Source organism: Streptomyces sp. R35 (assembly GCF_041053035.1).
In the GTDB taxonomy this organism is placed as follows: domain Bacteria; phylum Actinomycetota; class Actinomycetes; order Streptomycetales; family Streptomycetaceae; genus Streptomyces; species Streptomyces lutosisoli.
Map to the genome: position 1 here is coordinate 5,261,676 of NZ_CP163440.1, position 19,760 is coordinate 5,281,435.

The 19,760-nt window shown below is 69.3% G+C and carries 18 protein-coding genes; 12 read left to right on the plus strand and 6 right to left on the minus strand.

Annotated elements, in window-relative coordinates:
* Positions 1–204: 204 nt before the first annotated feature.
* Together AB5J50_RS24115 and AB5J50_RS24120 are read right to left on the minus strand one after the other, a co-directional pair.
* A complete protein-coding gene (locus AB5J50_RS24115; protein WP_327429856.1) occupies positions 205–903 on the minus strand; it encodes a phosphatase PAP2 family protein in 699 nt (232 codons plus the stop codon).
* Between the two features lie 249 nt (positions 904–1,152).
* On the minus strand, positions 1,153–2,154 hold the full coding sequence (locus tag AB5J50_RS24120; RefSeq protein WP_327429857.1) for a bifunctional lytic transglycosylase/C40 family peptidase: 1,002 nt from the start codon (positions 2,152–2,154) through the stop codon (positions 1,153–1,155).
* Positions 2,155–2,550: 396 nt separating this feature from the next.
* Here AB5J50_RS24120 and AB5J50_RS24125 point away from each other — a divergent pair, with 396 nt between their 5' ends.
* Positions 2,551–2,895 carry a hypothetical protein gene (locus tag AB5J50_RS24125; RefSeq protein ID WP_369260448.1) on the plus strand — a complete coding sequence of 115 codons (345 nt, stop codon included), beginning with the start codon at positions 2,551–2,553 and terminating at the stop codon, positions 2,893–2,895.
* A 2-nt stretch (positions 2,896–2,897) separates the two neighbouring features.
* On the opposite strand, the gene AB5J50_RS24130 is transcribed toward AB5J50_RS24125, so the two are convergent.
* The 3 genes from AB5J50_RS24130 to AB5J50_RS24140 all read right to left on the minus strand — a co-directional run bounded on the left by AB5J50_RS24130 (position 2,898) and on the right by AB5J50_RS24140 (position 5,500).
* The gene (locus AB5J50_RS24130; protein ID WP_369260449.1) at positions 2,898–3,656 is read right to left on the minus strand and encodes a serine protease; all 759 of its coding nucleotides are present in this window, start codon (positions 3,654–3,656) and stop codon (positions 2,898–2,900) included.
* A gap of 69 nt (positions 3,657–3,725) precedes the next feature.
* The gene (locus AB5J50_RS24135) at positions 3,726–4,856 is read right to left on the minus strand and encodes a hypothetical protein (protein WP_369260450.1); all 1,131 of its coding nucleotides are present in this window, start codon (positions 4,854–4,856) and stop codon (positions 3,726–3,728) included.
* A 191-nt stretch (positions 4,857–5,047) separates the two neighbouring features.
* A complete protein-coding gene (locus AB5J50_RS24140) occupies positions 5,048–5,500 on the minus strand; it encodes an ATP-binding protein (protein ID WP_369260451.1) in 453 nt (150 codons plus the stop codon).
* A 191-nt stretch (positions 5,501–5,691) separates the two neighbouring features.
* Between AB5J50_RS24140 and AB5J50_RS24145 the strand changes: the two genes are divergently transcribed.
* The 11 genes from AB5J50_RS24145 to AB5J50_RS24195 all read left to right on the plus strand — a co-directional run bounded on the left by AB5J50_RS24145 (position 5,692) and on the right by AB5J50_RS24195 (position 19,091).
* Positions 5,692–6,546, plus strand: a complete 855-nt coding sequence (locus tag AB5J50_RS24145; protein WP_369260452.1) for a helix-turn-helix domain-containing protein — start codon at positions 5,692–5,694, stop codon at positions 6,544–6,546.
* Positions 6,547–6,555: 9 nt separating this feature from the next.
* Entirely contained in the window at positions 6,556–6,747 is a 192-nt protein-coding gene (locus tag AB5J50_RS24150) for a DUF397 domain-containing protein (protein ID WP_369260453.1), read from the plus strand.
* Positions 6,740–7,000, plus strand: a complete 261-nt coding sequence (locus AB5J50_RS24155; RefSeq protein ID WP_369260454.1) for a DUF397 domain-containing protein — start codon at positions 6,740–6,742, stop codon at positions 6,998–7,000. The genes AB5J50_RS24150 and AB5J50_RS24155 overlap by 8 nt, the downstream gene beginning before the upstream one ends.
* Positions 7,001–8,240: 1,240 nt before the next feature.
* The gene (locus AB5J50_RS24160) at positions 8,241–9,617 is read left to right on the plus strand and encodes a peptidase S8 (RefSeq protein ID WP_369260455.1); all 1,377 of its coding nucleotides are present in this window, start codon (positions 8,241–8,243) and stop codon (positions 9,615–9,617) included.
* Between the two features lie 449 nt (positions 9,618–10,066).
* The gene (locus AB5J50_RS24165; RefSeq protein ID WP_369260456.1) at positions 10,067–11,392 is read left to right on the plus strand and encodes a peptidase S8; all 1,326 of its coding nucleotides are present in this window, start codon (positions 10,067–10,069) and stop codon (positions 11,390–11,392) included.
* 488 nt (positions 11,393–11,880) lie between these two features.
* Positions 11,881–12,189 carry a hypothetical protein gene (locus AB5J50_RS24170; RefSeq protein WP_028804304.1) on the plus strand — a complete coding sequence of 103 codons (309 nt, stop codon included), beginning with the start codon at positions 11,881–11,883 and terminating at the stop codon, positions 12,187–12,189.
* A gap of 201 nt (positions 12,190–12,390) precedes the next feature.
* Positions 12,391–13,242 carry a hypothetical protein gene (locus tag AB5J50_RS24175; protein ID WP_369260457.1) on the plus strand — a complete coding sequence of 284 codons (852 nt, stop codon included), beginning with the start codon at positions 12,391–12,393 and terminating at the stop codon, positions 13,240–13,242.
* Positions 13,232–14,548: a hypothetical protein gene (locus AB5J50_RS24180; protein WP_369260458.1), complete on the plus strand. Its 1,317-nt coding sequence runs from the start codon at positions 13,232–13,234 to the stop codon at positions 14,546–14,548. Before AB5J50_RS24175 ends, AB5J50_RS24180 begins: the two co-directional genes overlap by 11 nt.
* Entirely contained in the window at positions 14,545–16,104 is a 1,560-nt protein-coding gene (locus AB5J50_RS24185; protein WP_369260459.1) for an SCO6880 family protein, read from the plus strand. The genes AB5J50_RS24180 and AB5J50_RS24185 overlap by 4 nt, the downstream gene beginning before the upstream one ends.
* A gap of 31 nt (positions 16,105–16,135) precedes the next feature.
* The gene (locus AB5J50_RS24190) at positions 16,136–17,560 is read left to right on the plus strand and encodes an ATP-binding protein (RefSeq protein WP_327429870.1); all 1,425 of its coding nucleotides are present in this window, start codon (positions 16,136–16,138) and stop codon (positions 17,558–17,560) included.
* A 13-nt stretch (positions 17,561–17,573) separates the two neighbouring features.
* Positions 17,574–19,091 carry a type IV secretory system conjugative DNA transfer family protein gene (locus tag AB5J50_RS24195; RefSeq protein WP_369260460.1) on the plus strand — a complete coding sequence of 506 codons (1,518 nt, stop codon included), beginning with the start codon at positions 17,574–17,576 and terminating at the stop codon, positions 19,089–19,091.
* On the opposite strand, the gene AB5J50_RS24200 is transcribed toward AB5J50_RS24195, so the two are convergent.
* Entirely contained in the window at positions 19,088–19,654 is a 567-nt protein-coding gene (locus AB5J50_RS24200) for a GNAT family N-acetyltransferase (RefSeq protein ID WP_369260461.1), read from the minus strand. The two genes, AB5J50_RS24195 and AB5J50_RS24200, sit on opposite strands and share 4 nt — an antisense overlap.
* Positions 19,655–19,760: the final 106 nt, after the last annotated feature.

Genomic DNA, 19,760 nt, shown 5'->3' on the forward strand with positions numbered 1-19,760 from the left:
TGGGGGCTGGTCGCGCCCACGCGGCGGAGCCGCATATCGACACAGCCCCGCGCCCCTGAAGGCGCGGGGCTTCGCCCCGCGATCCCCCGCCCGCCCCCCGTTTTTCAGGGGCGCGGGGAACTGCGCAATCTTTTAGGGGGGTCTGGGGGCGCAGCCCCCAGGAACGGGATGGGACGGGTAGGGGCGGCGGGGGCGAGAAAACCCCTACGCCGCCAGATCCCGTTCCTCAGGCCGCTCCGCCCGAGCCCCCGGAATCAACGCATCCCGCCCACCGGAAGCCACCCGCGCCCGAATCAGCCACCCACCCCGCACAGACCGCTCCACAGCCTTCGTGACAGGTGTCAACAGCGCCATGGCAAGCGGAGACAACAGCAGAGCAACCGCCGTACCGAGCGCAAAGCCACCAACGACGTCCGTCGGGTAGTGCACCCCCATGTAGACCCGGCAGAACCCTTCAAACAGCGCGAGCCCTATCCCGACCAGCCCGAACTTCCGATGCGCGACGAACAGCCCGACAGCCATCGCCATGGTGAGCGTCGCGTGATCACTGACGAAGGAGTAATCGGTCTTGCCGGAGACCAGGACGTCCAGCCCCTGGTGATCGACGAAAGGTCTCGGTCGCTCCACGAAACCCCGTATCGGCACGTTCACCAGCACCGCGATGCCGGCGGCCAACGGCGCCCACACCAACGCGGCCACAGAGGACGCGGCATCCTCACCACCCCGCCGCCGCACGGTCCACCAGCACCACAGCACCAGCAGAACCATGGCGAGCAGCAGCCCGTACTCACCCACGAACTCCATGCCCCGGTCGAACCAGTGCGGGGCGGCCTTGGCGAGGCCGTTGATGTCGTAGAGCAGGTCGACGTCGGGGTTCGAACCGGATTCGGCGAGTCCAGCCATGGTGCTGCGGCCCCTTCGTCGTCTTTCCTGCGGGCACACCCTTTCGTGCGCCGCTCGATCCACCCCCGTGGTCGTAGAACCGCTAGAACCGCTAGATCCGCTGGAACCGCAGATCCGCTGGAACCGAGTCTTAGATCAGTGCTACGTCAAAAGGAACGCACAGTCCCCTGTAATACGTTCCACCCTCCACGGAATGATCACTCAGACGTTATCGAAGAGAGACACATCGCCGCAGCTCAGGGGGTGGGTTCACACGGCCGTGGGCAGTGCTTTCGCGCCATCTTCGGTCACCCGGGTGGCACCGAAGTAATCGGGGGTGTCCACGGGGTCGAACCGGATGACGGCCCCCGTCCTGGGCGCGTCGATCATGTACCCGCCGCCCACGTAGATCCCCACGTGCCGGATGGCCCGGGAGTTGGTGAGGTCGTCCGAGAAGAAGACCAGGTCTCCCGGCAGCAGCTCGTCCCGCTTGGGGTGCGGCCCCGCGTTGTACTGGTCGTTGGCGACCCGGGGAAGCTGTATCCCCGCACTCTCGTACGCGGCCTTCGTCAGCCCCGAACAGTCGAAGCGTCCGCCCTGGTCAGCGGTGCCGTTGCCGCCCCACAGGTAGGGCGTGCCGAGCTTCTTCTGCGCGTACGTGATCGCCGTCGCGGCCTGCTTCGAGGGATCCACCCGGGTCACGGGCGCGGCGAAGCTCTTCTCCAGGGTCGTGATCGTCTTCACATAGTTCTGGGTCTCCTTGTACGGCGGCACGCCCCCGTACTTGATGACCGCATAGGCCCCCGCGTTGTAGGCGGCGAGCATGTTCTCCGTGACGTTCCCCGGCGCGTCCTTCACGTACGAGGCGAGCTGGCAGTCGTACGAGGCGGCCGACGGAATCGCGTCATTCGGATCCCAGACGTCGCGGTCGCCGTCCCCGTCGCCGTCGACTCCGTGCGTGGCCCAGGTCCCCGGAATGAACTGCGCTATTCCCTCCGCTTTCGCCGGACTCTTGGCATTCGGATTGAATCCGCTCTCCTGGTACAACTGGGCGGCCAGCAGCGCCGGATTGATGGCGCCGCACAGATTGCCCCACTTCTGTACGAGCGTCTGGTACGCGGCGGGCACAGCCCCCTTGGCGAGCCCGACGGACCCGCCGCCGATCCCGTTGGCGAGGTTCCCGGCGACCATGTAGACGCCGACGACGAGCAGCATCACGAAGCTGATCCCGGCCCCGACGGCAGCGGTCGCTACGATCCATGCCTTACGCACCGTCAACCGCCCCTCGCCGCCCGGGAGTCCGCCGACGTCAGTCTAGAGGCGGCCACCACGCGACGGGACGATCACGCACAAGGAGAAACCGCACGTGGCGACCCCGCCCCCGCACCCGAACACGCCCCAGGGCAACCCGTTTGCCCCGCAAGGCGGTTACGCGCCAAACGGGGCGCAGGCGTATGGCTCATACGGCACGCAGGACGCGTACGGCGCACAGAACTCGGCGTACGGCCAGAACCCGTCAGCACCGCCCCAGAACCCGGCGTACGGCCAGTACCCCCAAGCCCACGCCCCCGCCCCAGCCCCCCCGCCCCCGCGGGCGGCTACGCCTACCAGGCCGCCCCGCCCCTCACCCCCGCCTGCCGCATATGCGCCGCGCAGCCCGCCCGGGACATGACCATCCGTCAGCACACAGGGCTGCTGGTCGCGATGCGCTTCTCCAAGATGGAGGGCCCGTTCTGCCGCTCCTGCGCCACGGCGATCCACCGGGAGATGACGACGAAGACCCTGGCGGGCGGCTGGTGGAGCCCGGGCTCGATCCTCTTCTACGCCTGGTTCACGCTCATCGCGAACCTGTACGCCCACTCGAAGATCAAGAAGCTGCCCGCCCCGACGCCGTCCCCGACGGGCGTCGTCCTCGACCCGGGCAAGCCGGTCTGGCAGCGCCCGCTCGCCTACGTATGGCTGCTTCTGCCGCTGGGCTGGCTCGCGATGTACATCTCGGTGCAGACGCAGTAGAGCTACTGTCCCTGTCCGCTCGCCGTCCGGTACAACGCCGCCACCTCGGCCCCGAAGGCGACGCTGTACGAGACGTCGTCGGTGTCCCCGCCCTGCTGGTGCCCGCCGATGACGCCGACGACTTCCCCGTCACCGTTCACCCAGGGGCTGCCGCTCGTCCCCCCGGCGAACTCGGGACACGCGATGCGCTGCTGCGTACGGCTGTGGACCGTGGGCTTGTTGGTGCAGGTGATGGGCGCTTCGAGGGTGCTGGGGTAGCCGGTGACGGTGACGGCGGTCGACCCGGTGGCGCGCCCGGAGGCAAAGACGTTCCCGCCCCCGACGACGTCCTCGACGCCCTTCCCGTCCTTCTCCGCGAGGACGGCGAAGGCGACATCGGTGTCCTCGTCCTGCTTCCTCGTCCACCCCTCGGGCACGAAGGTCCCCTGGACCTCCCAGTACCCGTACGGCGCCTTCCCGTCCCGGTATCCGGGCGCGAAGCGCAGGGTCCCGCCCCCGTCGACGCAGTGCGCGGCGGTCACGATGAGATCCCGCCCGGCGCTGTGCACGACGGAGGCGGTGCAGAAGTGCCCGCCGCTCCCGTGGAACAGCGCGCCCACGCGGGCGGTCCGGTCGTTGGTCGCGGCCCGCACGGTCACCCCGAACGGTCCGGGACCGGCATCGGCGGCCGCCACGGAGGAGGACGTGACGGCCGCCAGCAGCACGACGGCACCGAGCAGGGCGTGCCGACGGGTGCCGGGGGGACGGATGGTGCGTTTCATCGCTCCTCACCCTGCCGCAGGCACGTGAGAAAAACCCTGAGACCACACTAAGAATCACCTATGAGGGCCCTATTGGCTGGACGGGTCCTGACGGGCACCCTCGTTCACGCCCGCACCAGCACCCGCATCCGCAGCCGGCGACGGCTGCGGCGCCGGCGCCTGACCGCTCGCCGAACCCTCGGGCGCGACGATCGCCCGTACCAGGCTGCCGAGAATCTCGGCACGTTGCTCACTGGTCAGCTCAGCTTCGGCGATGAGCCGCTCCGCGGCGAGGTACCGGGAGAACTCCAGCGGCTGATCAAAGTATGCCCTCAGATGCCCGGCCGCGCTCTCCTGAGACCGCACAAAGGTTCGACTCACGTATCCCGCGAGCCCGGCCGACGTCACGCCGAGGGCTCCCGCGACGATGCTGGCCGTGGTGTTCCGTGCGAAGGCCGCCGCCGCGGTGAACGCGCCCAGCAGGACAAATCCCGTCCACATGGCGGTCTGGGCGTTACGGAACGACGCGGACGCCTGCCCGGTGGCGATGCGGTGGTAGAGCGCCAACCGGGCGTTGGTGACGGACCAGAGGGCGGGGAGAGCGAGGTCCTGCTCCGGGGGCTGCCCACCGTCGGGCTCGGCTTCAGCTTCGGGCTCGGGCGACTGCCGGGGAGCCGGCCGACGGAGGGCTTCTTCGAGACGGTCCTCGGCGGTGCGGAGGCGGACTCGGGGTTCCCAGTCGGGGGACTGTTCACGGCGCGTCGCCGAACGGACGAGCCTGACGTAACGGACTCCGCAGATCTCGGCCGCCACCAGCAGCACCATCCCGAAGACCAGGCCCACGACGTGCCCGAGGGTGAGGGACGGCTCCCGATGGATCGCCCGGTACGGCGCCACCAAGACGTCGATCCGGCAGTCGCCCAGTGTCCTGAGCCGGACGGACAGGACCACGAGTCTGGTCGACTCCTTGATCCGCACCGCCTCCGCGACAGCCAACTCGGCATGTGTACTGGTATGCCAGTAAGGATCGAACGTCCCGGACACCGCGTCGATGTCCACCGTCCCGTCCGCCAGGCAGTCGGCAGGCCGGGGGTTACGCAGACGGAGGGGCAGCCGCAGCCCCGTACTCCCCTCCGGCACCTCCAGGCGCACCTGCGTCGTCTGCCCGTTGGAAAGGGAGGGTCCGCCTACCACCGAGCTCCCGGAGAGTTCTGCGGACACGCGCCCCCCGGCCTCCGCCGATTGCACGTAAGGCAAGACCAACGCGATCCCTGCGATCAGACAGCCGGCCGTGGCCACCACCGACCGACCCCGGCTGCCCGCCAACCGCGCGAAGAACCCCCGCACCCCACCGGCGCCCCCACCACTCTCCGGTTCAACCCCCATGACCGCTCAGCATGCCGATCACCCGCCTACGCCGTCCCCGGTTTCCCCACATGCGCACACTCGGCCCACAGCAACTTGCCCCCCTTCGACGCCCCCAGCTCCCGCAACACGGACACGCCCCACGCATCCGCACAGGCCCGCACGAGGTGCAGCCCCCGACCGTGCTCGTCACCATCCGGGGGTGCGAGGACGGGGGCGCCCTTCTCCGCGAAGCCGGGCGGCACCCTCGGATCCGTGTCCCACACGGCGACCGTGACCCGGTCCGGCTCGGCCGCGTGAAGCCGCAGGGCGTACGGCCCCTTGGTGTGCAGGTGCGCGTTGGTGAGCAGCTCCGATGCCAACAGCTCAGCGGTGGGGGTGAGTTCGGTGAGCCCGTGGGCGGCGAGGACGGTACGGAGGGTGGCCCTGGCGATGCCTGGGGCTCGGGGATCGTGCGGGAGTTGGAGGGTGTAGGACCAGGGCGGGGATACGGTGGCCATGGAAGTCTCCGATCACGGTGGGGAGTTGAGTGGTTGCTCAGTGACCATGCCGCTCCGTCGAGCGGGGTGCTTCTGAGTGGGGCGCCCGAGCATCAAAGTAGCGGCGCTGGATATATTCTTCGTCCCGTTCCGGACGATAATTACTGCAACCACTCGTGTGGGTGACCTGACAGCACGGAGGAACGACGGGCATGCCCGTGAGGACCAACCCAACGGCACGTCAGCTGCGCTTCGGCGCCGAGCTGCGCAGACTGCGTGAGCGGGCGGGGCTGACGTCAACGCAGGCCGCCCAGCTTCTGGGAATCAAGCAGGCTCAGGTCAGCAACATGGAGACCGGACGCCTCGGTGTGAGCGCGGAGCGCGTACGCACGCTGGCCTGCCAGTACGAGTGCCAGGACAAAGCCCTGGTGGAGGCCATCGCCGGGATGACAGGGGAGCGCAAGCGCGGCTGGTGGGAGGAGTACCGGGACATCCTGCCCGCAGGCTTGCTGGACCTGGCCGAACTGGAACGCAACGGCACCGCGTTGCGCACCGCGCATACCTCAGGCATCCCCGGCCTTCTCCAGACAATGGATCACGCCCGCGAGGTCTTCCGCCAGGTCGTACCCGAACTGTCGCCCTCGGAGGTGGAGCACCGCGCGTCGTTCCGCATCAAGCGGCAGGCGGTGCTCTTCCACGGGAAGCCGATGATCCCGTACCAGGCGGTCATCCACGAGGCCGCCCTGCACATGAGGTTCGGCGGCCGGGAGATTGCCCGCCAGCAACTCAAGCACCTACTCAAAATCGGCGAGCATCCCAATATCTCGATCCTGGTCATCCCGTTCGACGCCGGCGGGTACCCCGGATCGGGACAGCCCCTCTACTACGTCCACGGGTCCGTTCCGCAGCTCGACACCGTCCAGCTGGACCAGTCGCACGGAATCGTCCTGCTGGATGCCGAGGCCCAACTCGACAAGTACCGCACGGTCCTCGACCGGCTGACGGCGCTCAGCCTGATCGAGACAGAGTCCCGAGCCCTCATCCACAGCATCATCCAGACCCTCTGAGAGGTAGATGTGCCCACAGCAACCTGGCAGAAGTCGTCGTACTGCGGCGAAGGCGAGTCCTGCGTGCACGTCACCGGAGGCGATGCCGGGACGATCCATCTCACCGAGAGCAGCGATCCCAGCGGAGCCATACTCGGGGCCACCCCGGTGGCCTTCCGCACCCTCCTCCACACCCTCAAGAAGGAACACCGCCGTGGCTGAAGTCCCCCCGAACCTCGACTGGGTCCGCGCCGCCCCGGACGACGCGACGGGCCCCGGCCCCTGGATCGAACTCGCCTTCGGAGACAACGACCTGGTCTACATCCGCGAGACGAGCGACCCGGAGAACGTCGTCACGACCACCCAGAAGAAGTGGGACGCCTTCGTACTGGGCGTACAGGCAGGCGAGTTCGACCACTTCGTAGAGGGCCTGGAGGACGAGGAACCCTCGGCCCCTGCTGAACCCCGCTCATGAAGTAACCGTCGGGACCGCCCGCTTCTTGGCCAGTGTCGTGCTTCCACGCCCCGAGTAAAGGGCGCTACGCGTCGCCTTCGGCGATGGCCCTCCGGGCCACCCTTGACTCGGGGCGCTCCAGCACGAGGGAGAAGCGAGCGGGCGGCCCAGAGGTGAGGGGTTCCCAGGTGGGCTCCCGACACCCGGGGGTGACCAGTCACCCCCGGCCGATCGAGCGCGGACGCGCCTCGCCGGCACGCCGGGCCGGCTTAGCGGCGAACGGCCGGTGGGGCGGCGCATCCGACGACCGGGGGCACGCCGGGCCGGCTTAGCGGCCACCCCTGAGTGGACTGCTGGGGTGCGCGCGCCCGCCGCCTCGGCGTGGGCACCACGTCGGTCCTGTCCGCCGACCGCGCCCCCTGCTTCCGCCCGGTTCCACTGAATCAGGCGGCGATTGGCAGATCCGTTCCACGCAGGACCCCGCTCCACCCACGTATTCCTGCCTTCTCCTGCCTCCCGCTGGAACAAATCTGCCAATCACCCCCCTCCCGCGCCCTCCTGCGCCCTGCGGCCCCCGCCAACCACCCCCTCCCCCGGCCACCGGCCGCTCGCCGCTGAGCCGGCCCGGCGTGCCCCCACCGCCGAACGCGCCACCCCACCCACCGCTCGCCGCCAAGCCCACCCGGCGTGCCGGCGAGGCGCGACCGCGCCACACCAACCCCGGGCCACGACTCACCCCCGGCCGCCGGAAACCCACCCGGGGACCCCTCACCCCCGGCCGCCCGCTCGCTTCTCCCCCGTGCTGGAGCGGGCCGAGTCAAGGGTGGAGCGAAGCGGAATCGGCGCAGCCGACGCGTAGCGCAGCGGAGCGCCCTTTACTCGGCCCGCGGAAGCACGACACTGCCAAGAAGCGGGCGGCCCCAACAGCACCGCTCAGGAAGCCCGCGCCCCCACGCCCTGCTCCCCCGGCCCACGAAACCTCGCCCAAAGGCCAAGGCCAAAGCCCGGCGCTGCCCGTACACCTCCCCCCGCACCTCGAGTCAAGCCACCGTCAGCTTCCGGCCATCGAGAGCCCATTGCGCGGTAAGTCGATCACCTCGGTTCGGTATAGCGGAAGTCAGGATTCCAGATCTCTCTTGTTGTCACGTACTCAACAAGGAGAAGGTCTACGCGGGTCACACGGCCCCGCCGCCGGGGACACCGCACCGGCGCCGCGCAGCACCCGCACTGCCCCTGTCAACCACTCTCAGGAGGCTGTACGTTGCGTACCGCACCCCCCACAACCAGCACCAACAGATCAACCACGCACACCAGTTGGCGCCGAATAGGCGCCTCCGCCTTCGCCACCGCCGCCCTCGTGATCGGCGGTCTCGGCACCGCCGTCCACGCGAGTGCGTCAACTCCCGTGACTCCGAAGGCAGTCAGCGCCAAGGCCATCGCCGCCCAGGTCGCCAAGGCCCACGTGAAGTACACCTCGCAGTGTGACGCGACCCCGAAGAAGGGCTACGCCTCCTGCAACGCCCTGCGCGTCACCAGCGGCACCACCGCCTTCCAGGAGGAGCAGGCCGCCAAGAAGGGCATCGCCCCCAAGACCGTCAAGCCGAACGCCGCCTCCGCGACCCCCACCGGCTACGGCCCGAGCGACCTCCAGTCGGCGTACGGCCTGACCGACGCCGCCTCCTCCAACGGCTCCGGCGAGACCATCGCGATCGTGGACGCGTACGACGACCCGAACGCCGAGGCCGACCTCGCGACCTACCGCTCGTACTACGGCCTCTCCGCCTGCACCACCGCCAACGGCTGTTTCAGCAAGGTCAGTCAGACCGGTTCGACGACCTCCCTCCCCACCGCCGACAGCGGCTGGGCCGGCGAGATCTCCCTCGACCTCGACATGGCCAGCGCCATCTGCCCGAACTGCAACATCCTCCTCGTCGAGGCCAAGTCGTCCTCGATGGCCAACCTCGGCACCGCGGTGAACCGCGCGGTCACCAAGGGCGCGAAGTTCGTCTCCAACAGCTACGGCGGCTCGGAGTCCTCCTCCGACACCTCGTACGACTCCTCGTACTTCAACCACGCGGGCGTCGCCATCACCGTCTCCGCCGGCGACGAGGGCTACGGCGCCGAGTACCCGGCCGCCTCCAAGTACGTCACCGCGGTCGGCGGCACCAAGCTGTCCACGTCCTCCAACAGCCGCGGCTGGACCGAGAGCGTCTGGAACACCAGCAGCACCGAGGGCACCGGCTCCGGCTGCTCCTCGTACGACGCGAAGCCGACCTGGCAGACCGACACGAGCTGTTCGAAGCGCATGATCTCCGACGTCTCGGCCGTCGCCGACCCGGCGACCGGAGTCTCCGTCTACGACAGCTACGGCTCCGACGGAACCGGCTGGAACACCTACGGCGGCACCAGCGCCTCGGCCCCGATCATCGCGTCCGTGTACGCCCTCGCCGGCACCCCGGGCAGCAGCGACTACCCGGCCAAGTACCCGTACGCCGCAGCCGGCACCTCCGCCCTCAACGACGTGACCAGCGGCAGCAACGGCTCCTGCACCACGAGCTACTTCTGCACCGCGAAGTCCGGCTACGACGGCCCGACCGGCTGGGGCACCCCGGAGGGCATCGACGCCTTCACCGGCTGACATCGACCTCCGAGCACCGAACGGGTGCCGCCGAGGAGGGGAAGTGGGGATCCCCCGGCGGCGTCTGAAACGGGCCGCGGCAACCAGCCGCGGCCCGTTCCCGTGTCATCGCAGCCCCGTTCCTGTGTCCACGCGGCCCGTTCCGCTGCCCGCGCGGCGCGTTTCCGGCGCCATGACCACCGGTTTTGCCTTACTGACGAGCTGTTCAATTCCCGTGAAACAGCTGTGAGTTGAGTCAAGCTTCAACCACCCTCAAGCCATCCGACAGCCATGGAGAAGTCACGTGAAGGCCCGCTTCGGTATGGCGGAAGTAAGGATTCCATAAGCCTCTTGTTGTCACGTACTCAACAAGGGATGGTCATCCGCGGGCCGCTCGGCCCACCGCCGGGGACCTCGTACCGGCGGCGCACCTGCACTGCCCCTGTCAACCACTCCCAGGAGGCTGTACGTTGCGCACCACACACCCCCAAAGACCGTCCGCGAGCGGTAGCCGCCGCCTCGGCCGGATAGGCGCGGCCGCCCTCGGCACCGCCGCCCTCGTCCTCGCCGCATTCGGCAGCGCCGGCAGCGCGGACGCCCAGGCGTCCCGCGTCGCGAAGGTCACCCCCCACGTCAGTTGGACCCGCGCGTGCGCCACGCCCACGAAGACGGACGTCGCGGCCTGTAACGCCAAGCGCGTCACCAGCGGCGTCACCGAGTACATGTCGGAGAAGGCGTACGCCAAGGGCGTCACCCCCAAGGCCGCCGACGCGTCCACCCCGTCCGGCTTCGGGCCGACGGACCTCCAGGCCGCGTACGGTCTGACGTCGGCCGCCGCCTCCAACGGCTCGGGCGAGACCATCGCCATCGTCGACGCGTACAACGACCCGAACGCCGAGGCGGACCTCGCGACCTACCGCTCGTACTACGGCCTGTCGGCGTGCACCACCGCCAACGGCTGCTTCAAGAAGGTCAGCCAGACCGGCTCGACGACCTCGCTTCCGTCGAGCAACACCGGCTGGGCCGAGGAGATTTCCCTCGACCTCGACATGGCCAGCGCCATCTGCCCGAACTGCAACATCCTCCTCGTCGAGGCCAAGTCCGCCACCATCGCCAACCTCGGCACCGCCGTCAACGAGGCGGTGACGCTGGGCGCGAAGTACGTCTCCAACAGCTACGGCGCCTCCGAGTCCTCCTCCGACACGACGTACGACACCTCGTACTTCAAGCACACGGGCGTCGCCATCACCGTCAGCGCGGGTGACAGCGGCTACGGCGCCGAGTGGCCCGCCGCCTCGCAGTACGTCACCTCCGTCGGCGGCACCGCGCTGACCAAGGCCACCTCCACCACCCGCGGCTGGACCGAGACGGTCTGGAAGACCAGCAGCACCGAAGGCACCGGCTCCGGCTGCTCCGCGTACGACCCCAAGCCGTCCTGGCAGACCGACACCGGCTGCTCGAAGCGCACCATCTCCGACGTCTCGGCGGTCGCCGACCCGGCCACCGGCGTCGCGGTCTACGACTCGTACGGCATCACGGCGGGCTGGTACACCTTCGGCGGTACGAGCGCCTCGTCGCCCATCATCGCGGGCGTCTACGCCCTCGCGGGCACCCCGTCCACCAGCTCCTACCCGGCGAAGTTCCCGTACACGGCGGCCGGCACCTCGGCCCTCAACGACGTGACCTCGGGCAACAACGGCACCTGCACCACCAGCTACCTCTGCACCGCCACGTCCGGCTACGACGGCCCGACCGGCTGGGGCACCCCTGAGGGAGTCGCGGCCTTCACCGGCTGACCTTCTGGGAGCGGGGGGCCGCCGGGGTCATGTGGGGATCCCCGGCAGCACCTGATGAACGGGCCGCGGCAACCAGCCGCGGCCCGTTTTCCCGTGCCAGGAGACAGCGGGATAGCCTTTGGACATCGGCTGGGCATCGGCGCGACGGCCCGTCAGAAACGGGACAGGCGTGCGGCATGGCTACGAGGCGGGCGGGGCGTGCGCCACGTAGAAGGGGTTAACGACGGAACCACACCACAGGTTCCGCTCCGACTTCATTGCCCGGCGTGACCGGCCGTGATACACAGAGTGACCATACGACCCTCCGCATACCGTCATACGCCTCCCGCCAGGATCCCGCGTAAGCCGGTGGCAAGGGATTCGTACGAAACCCGCCAATCAATGACGTCAAGTCGACATACGACAGCGTCTTTGTCGGCGAGAATGGGCCCGACCTCTGCGCGCAGTGGCAGAGGGTGCAGAACTACCCACTAGGGGCGGTGACTTACATGCTTTTCGCAGCCGATAAGGGCGACATCACCACAATCATCGGCGGGATCGCTCCGGACTGGGGTCCCTTCGGCAGCCTTGGCAACGAGGCGAAGGTGATGATCGAGGTCGTGATGGCGGTCGCCATCCTGCTCTGCCTCGGCATCGCGATCTGGGGCGCGGCCAAGCAGCGCATCGGCGCGACCGCCCTCCGCGACACCTTCAGCGCCGAACAGGGCAAGGGCCTCATCATCGCGGGCCTCACCGGAGTCTTCATCATCGGATCCCTCGGCACGCTCTTCACCATCGTGTACGGCATGGCGGTGTAGCGGTCCAGGGGGTGTCCGACACCCCCACACCTGGCCGGGCGCGCCCGGATCCCTCTCTCCTCCGACCCACCCGTCCGTCGTGCCCACCGGCTGAGGTTGCGTTTCCCTGATGTCGAGTCACCACACCGCGCCCGCGCGGGAACCAGCACGGCTACCGTCGTACTACTTGGTTCAGCGAGAGGTTGAGGGGGCGTACGCGGCATGAGTCTCGGTGACGAACCCGGCGACGGCGCGCGCGGTGACGACGGGGGGTACGGGGGTTCCGGGCAGACACGCACCCGCTATCCCGACCGCACGGGCGACGTCTACGGCGGTGCGCGGCGCGGCCGCGGGTCCTCCTCACGGAGCCTGATCACGGTCGTCGGCGTCGTCGTCCTCCTGATCGCCGCCATCGCCTTCGCGAACCGTGGGGACGACTCCTCTTCGGGTTCGGGAAGCGGGAACAGCGACAAGGCCAAGACCTCGCCCACGGCGGCTTCCGGGGAGCGTCCGGTGGCATCGAAGGCGGCGGGGATTCCGGCGGGGTTCGCGCACAGTGCGCAGGGGGCGCAGAGCGCTGCGACCAACTACGGGGTGGCCCTGGGTTCGACCGGCATGTTCAACACGGAGCAGCGGCACACCATCGTCAACGCCGTGTACGCGCCCGACGTAGCCGCCGCGCGACTGCCCGACCTGGACGCGGCGTACACCAGCGAGAAGTTCCTGACCAACATCGGCCTGAGCAAGGACGGATCGGCGCCGGCCGGGCAGACCTTCGTCTCACGGATCATCCCCGTGGGCACCAAGGTCACCGCCTCCACCGCCGACACCGCCACGGTCGAGCTCTGGTACACGTCGCTCTTCGGCCTCTCCGGTGACGGGTCCACGAACCCCGTCTCCGAGAGCTGGTACACGACGACGTACCAGCTGAAGTGGATCAACGGAGACTGGAAGGTCAGCGACTTCACGCAGAAGGACGGGCCGGTCCCGGTCGGCCGGGACCAGAAGGCCTCCACCGCCGACGACATGACCAAGGCTGTCGAGGAATACGGAGGGTTCACGTATGCCCGCTAACAAGGCCCGTCGTGCGCTCTCCCTCGCCGCCGCAATGGCGGCGGTGCAGTCCGCTGCCGTCCTGCTCGCCACCAACGCCGTCGCGGCACCCAGCCCCTCGCCCAGCAGCAACCCCTGCCAGTACGTTCGCGGCCCCGCCAAGAAGTACTGCGAAAGCGACAGCGGCGGCTCCGGAAGCACCACCGACCCCAGCCTCACCTCCACCCTCGACCCCCTCTCCTCCCTGGCCAAGGGCTGCGCCGACGCCGCCTCCTGGACCGTCGACAAGCTCTCCGCCGCCGTGAACGACACAGCGAACGTCGACTTCACGAACCCCAAGTTCCTCCAGCAGTACGCGGTGGTCTTCGCGGCGTCGACCATCCTGACCCTGCTCCTGTGGCTGCTGGCCGTGGCGAAGAGGGCGGTGCGAGGTGTCCCCCTCACCACCGCGCTCTCCGAGGCGATCGGTTTCCTGTGGCTGACGGTGCTGGCGAGCGCCTTCACCCCGCTGATCCTCTACACCGTCGTGTCGGCGACCGACGGCGTCACCGAGGTCCTCGCCAAGACGACCGGCAACCAGACGGACACGTTCTTCGGGACCTTCTCCGGCGCGCTGAACAAGGGCGAGAACATCGGCGGCGGCCCCATCATGCTCATCGTGGTGTCGCTGGTGTCGATCCTCGCGGCCGGAGTCCTGTGGCTGGAGCTCGTCATCCGGGCCGCACTGCTGTACGTCGGCGCGCTGCTCGGCACGGTCGTGTACGCGGGTCTGGTCGACAAGAACCTGTGGGGCCACGTGCGCCGCTGGGCGGGGATCATGATCGCGGTGATCCTGGTGAAGCCGGTGATCGTGATCGTGCTGGGGCTGGCGGGGGCGCTGTCGACCGACAACGGCCCGGACGCGTTCTCCGCCGTGGTCTCCGGCCTCGCGATCATCCTGCTCGCCATCTTCGCCAGCGCGATGATCTACCGCTTCGTACCGGGCTTCGGCGACGAGATCGCCGGCTCCCGCAACAACCGCATCATGCAGGGCGCCGAGGGCAAGGCCGCGGCCGTGATCAGCTCCCCGGCGACCCTGGTCGCGCAGGGCATCAAGACCCACAGCTCCCGCGCCGACAACAACGGCGGCGGAGGCGGCGGCAACCAGCCCCGCCCCGCCAACCCGGTGTCCGGCGGTGTGGCCGCGCACAGTACACGTACGCCGAACGGAGGCGGCGGATCTGTCCCCTCCGCCGCACCCCCACCGCGTACCAGCCCGGCCAACACCCCGCACGCGAGCAACACCCGCAACAGCAGTCCCAACCGCACGGGAGGTGAAGGGCGTTGACGACCGAGTCCCACGTGTCCCATCCGGTCACGCCCCGCCGTACATATCTGATCGGCCGCGCCCGGCCGAACGCGATCGTCGGCCGGAATCGCGAGTCCGGCGAGATCGCGCTCATCATCGGGGGCGCGTTCCTGGGCATGATGTGCGGCCTGCTCGTCCCTGTCCTCTCCCTGCGGATCGTGCTGCTGATGGGATTCCCGCTGCTGGCGCTCGCCGCGGTGTACATCCCCTACAAGCGCCGTACGTTCTACAAGTGGTTCGAGATCAACCGCAGTTACAAGCGGAGCCTGCGCCAGGGGACGGCGTACCGCAGCAATGTCATGGAGGCCGGTACGCGCGTCGACGGGCGGGAGATCGAGATCGGCCCGCCCCCGGGGATCGGGCGGATCTCCTGGCTCGCCGCCCCCTTCGGCCCTGACGAGATCGCCGTCCTCCTCCACGCCGACCGCCGCACGGTGACGGCCGCCATCGAGATCGAGGGACCGGGCGTCGGTCTGCGCGACAGCGAAGACCAGGAAGCCCTCGTCGACCGCTTCGGCACCCTCCTCAAGCATGTCGCCAACGGCGACGGCTTCGTGACCCGGCTGCAAATGCTCGCGCGCACGCTGCCCGCCGACCCGGACGCCCACGCCAAGGATGTCGCCGTACGGGGCGACGAGCGGGCCCCGGGCTGGCTGCAGCAGTCGTACGACCAGCTCCAGTCCATGGTGTCGACGAGCAGCGAGCAGCACCGCGCCTACCTCGTCGCCTGCATGCACTACTCGCGCGAGCTGGCCGCCGAGGCCCAGGCGATGGCCCGCGCGGCCCGGCCGCAGGGCGGCAAGAAGGTGGACCGGGACGCGGGGCTCGCCGTCGTCATGGCGCGTGAGCTGACGGACATCTGCTCGCGGCTCCAGGAAGCCGATATCCGCGTACGGCAGCCGCTCGGTCAGGGGCGGCTGGCCTCCCTCGTGCACTCGATGTACGACCCCGACCACCCGATCGACCACATCCAGGCGATGACCAAGCGCAACGCCTGGCCCGCCGAGCTCGACGCCATGGAGCCCACCTACCTCCAGGCGAAGACCCGCGAGTCCTCGACCCGTGCCCCCTGGTGCCATGCCACGGCCTGGGTGAAGGAGTGGCCGATGACCCCGGTGGGCGTCAACTTCCTCGCCCCGCTCCTCGTCCACACCCCGGACGTCATCCGCACGGTGGCCGTCACGATGGACCTCGAACCCACCGAGGTCGCCATCGAGCGCATGCTGACGGAGAAGACGAACGACGAGGCGGAGGCGTCGCGCGCCGCCAAGATGAACCGGACCGTCGACCCCCGTGACGTGGCCTCCCACAACCGTCTCGACCAGCGCGGCGAGGACCTCGCGAGCGGCGCGGCGGGCGTCAACCTGGTCGGTTACATTACCGTCTCCTCCCGCTCCCCCGAGGCCCTCGCGCGCGACAAGCGCACGATCCGCGCCTCGGCCGGCAAGTCGTATCTGAAGCTGGAGTGGTGCGACCGCGAGCACCACCGGGCCTTCGTCAACACACTGCCGTTCGCCACCGGAATCCGCAGGTAGGGGCTGATGTTCTGATGGGGCTGATGCTCTGATGCGGGATCCGCTGTCCGCCGCCACGGACGCCTTCACGTCCTTCCTCTTCGGCAAGGTCGAGACGACCCGCCTCCCCGTACGCACCTCCACGGGCCAGGCCCAGGCGGTCTACCTGCCGACCGCCGCCCCGGGCCTCGGCGACTCGGGCGTCATCATCGGCCGCGAGGTGTACTCCGGGAAGGGCTACATCTACGACCCCTTCCAGCTGTACGGGCAGCAGCTCCCGGCCCCGCACTGGCTGGTCCTCGGCGAGTCCGGCAACGGCAAGTCGGCGCTTGAGAAGACGTACGTACTCCGGCAGTTGAGGTTCCGCGACCGGCAGGTCGTCGTCCTCGACGCGCAGGGCGAGGACGGCGTCGGCGAATGGAACCTCATCGCGGAAGAGCTGGGGATAACTCCTATCCGTCTCGACCCGACCGCCGCCCTGGACATGGGGATCCGGCTCAACCCGCTCGACCCGGCGATCACGACGACGGGCCAGCTGGCGCTGCTGCGCACCATCATCGAGGTCGCGATGGGCCACGGCCTGGACGAGCGGTCCGGCTTCGCCCTGAAGGTCGCCCACGCCTACGTCAACGAGACGATCGTCGAGCGCCAGCCGGTGCTGACCGACATCGTGGAGCAGCTACGGCACCCCGAGCCGGAGTCGGCCGAGGCGATGAACGTCGCCATAGACGACGTACGGGCGTGGGGTCTGGACGTGGCCCTGGTCCTGGACCGCCTGGTGGACGGCGACCTGAGGGGCATGTTCGACGGCCCCACAACGGTCGGAATCGACCTGGACGCCCCCCTCATCGTCTTCGACCTCTCCCACATCGACCGGAACTCGATCGCCATGCCGATCCTGATGGCGATCGTGGGCGTGTGGCTGGAGCACACATGGATCCGCCCCGACCGGAAGAAGCGCATCTTCCTGGTCGAGGAGGCGTGGCACATCATCAACAGCCCCTTCGTGGCCCAGCTCTTCCAGCGGCTGCTGAAGTTCGGCCGACGCCTCGGCCTGTCGTTCGTCGCGGTCGTCCACCACTTGTCGGACGTGGTCGACGGGGCGGCGGCGAAGGAGGCCGCGGCGATCCTGAAGATGGCGTCGACACGGACGATCTACGCCCAGAAGGCGGACGAGGCACGGTCGACGGGCCGGGTGCTGGGCCTGCCTCGCTGGGCGGTCGAAATCATCCCCACCCTCACGCCCGGCATCGCGGTGTGGGACGTCAACGGCAACGTGCAGGTGGTCAAGCACCTGATCACCGAGACCGAACGCCCCCTCGTCTTCACCGACCGCGCCATGACCGAGTCCTCCGCCGACCACCTCGCCGACGACGCGCTGCGCGCCGCGGAACTGGAGGCGGAGGAGCGGGCGGCGGCCTTCATGGAACAGCACCTCAGCGATCTCGACGGCTCCTCCGAGTCCACGGTGGCGTGAGAGGTGGCGTGAGATGAGACAGGACCAGCGCGACGGGCGTCGCGAAGGGGAAAGCGGCATCCCCGACGGGCTGTTGGTCGGGGTACTCGCCTTCCTCCTCGGCATGACGCTGATGGTGTGGACGGCGACGGGCCTCGCGGGCTGGTTCTCCCGCGGCGCCTGGCCACACGCAGTCACCTTCGCCCACACCCCCCTGGCCATGCGCCACCTCATCGGCCAACCGCACGACGTGCCGGGCGCCTGGCCGGCCACCCCGGCCGCCGAGCTCTCCGGGTACGGGCTCTTCTGGGGCCTGTTCATCGGCCAGCTGATGGTGCTGCTGGTGCTGACGGTGTTCGTGATGGGGACGGTGGCGCGGTGGCGGGCGGGAAGGGCCAGGCGGAGGGCGGAGGCGACGGCTGAGGTTGCGCCGGTGGTGCCGGTGGTGCCGGTGGTGCCGAGCCAGGCGGAGGAGCTGCGGCCGACGACGGCTGCCTGGACGGCTCCCTCTGCGACGGACGGTAAACGGGTGGGCGGGTGGGAAACCGTCCGCGCCGAAGGCGCGGCTCCGGCGGCTCCCGATGCAACTGACAGTAAACGGGTGGGCGGGTGGGCAAAAACCCGCGCCGCAGGCGCGGTCGTCCTGGCCCCACCAGAATCCCGCCACACAACTGCAACCCAAGCCGTACGGGACGCGGAAGGCCCAGCCCTGGTCATCACCTCGAACCCCAACACCTGGTCGGAGACCAAGGACGCCAGAGCCAAACTGGGCCCCGTCCTCCTCTACGACCCCAGTCACCTGTGCGACACCCCGGCCCGCCTCCACTGGTCCCCATCAACCGGCTGCGAGGACAAGGCAACGGCAGCGGCAAGAGCCACCGCCCTCCTCGCCCCCGTACGCCCCACCGCCAAGGTCGACCAGCCCATGGCAGACGTAGCGGAAACGCTCCTGCGCAGCTACCTGCACGCGGCCGCCGTGGAGGGCAAACCCTTCCGCCACGTCCACCGCTGGGCCCAGGGCACCCAAGTCCAGGACGCCGTACGAGCCCTCCGTACGAACCCCAAGGCCGCATCAGGCGCCGCCGGCGAACTCGAAGCCGCCCTCACCTCGCACACCGAACGCCGCGACATCGCCCAGGAGTTGACGGCCCGCGCGCTGTCCTCCCTCTTCACGGTCAACATCCGTGAGTCATGCACTGCGAACCGAACTGACAGCCTCGCCTTGGATTCCTTTGTGAACGAAGGGGGCACGCTTTATGTGGTCGGTGAACCCATCGAGGACCCCAAGGCGAACCCCGGCGCCATGCCGCTCCTGACGGCCCTCGCCTCAAGCGTGGTCGAGCGCGGCCGGCGCATGGCCGAACGGTCATCCTCCGGTCGCCTCGACCCACCACTCACGCTCGTCCTGGACGACGTCGCGGCCGTGGCCCCGCTCCCCCAGCTCCCGGACCTCCTGGCCACGGGAGCGGACCGGGGCCTGCCGACGCTGGCCCTGCTCCGCTCCCAGGAACAGGCGAGGTCCCGCTGGCCCCAGTACGAACTCCCGCTCTAGCGGGCCCCCGCGTCCGGCCGCTCGATCACCAGCTCCAGCTCAAGCTCCCCGGCATCCCCCGGCGCCGGCACGGTCCGCCCACTCGGCACGAACCCGGCCTTCCGGTAGAACGCCTCCGCCCGGCCGTTCTTCTCGTGCACGAAGAGCCGTACGCGATCGAGCCCGATCCTCCAGGACCACTCAAGGGCGGCGTCGAAGAGCGCCCCGGTCACACCGACCGCACTCCCCCGGTGCTCGGGCCGCACATAGACCCCCACCAGGTGCCCCTGGCGCTGCTCGACCAAGACGTCGTTGAAGTCCCGCGACCCCGCCTCCTCGACCAGCACGGCCACGGACCCGCCCCACACGCCCTCCGCGTCCTCGGCGATGAACTGCTGCCGCTCCGTCGTCCCCTCGGCCGCCCCGGCCGCCCGTTCCTGCCAGAACGCGTCGGGCTTGGCGAGGCTCTCCTCGTAGGTCTCCAGGAACGCGAGATGCGCGACGGGGTCCTTCAAGGCGTCGAGCCGGAGCTCCTTCACCTTGGCCCACTCGTCGGCACGTATGGAACGGATCACGTGATTCATGGGAGCCACCGTAGTACGCGCGCACGACATCACTCATCCGATATCCCCCGGACATCCACCCTGCCGACGCCCGCCGTCCGGGCCCCCGTCATGCTCTTCCCTGTAC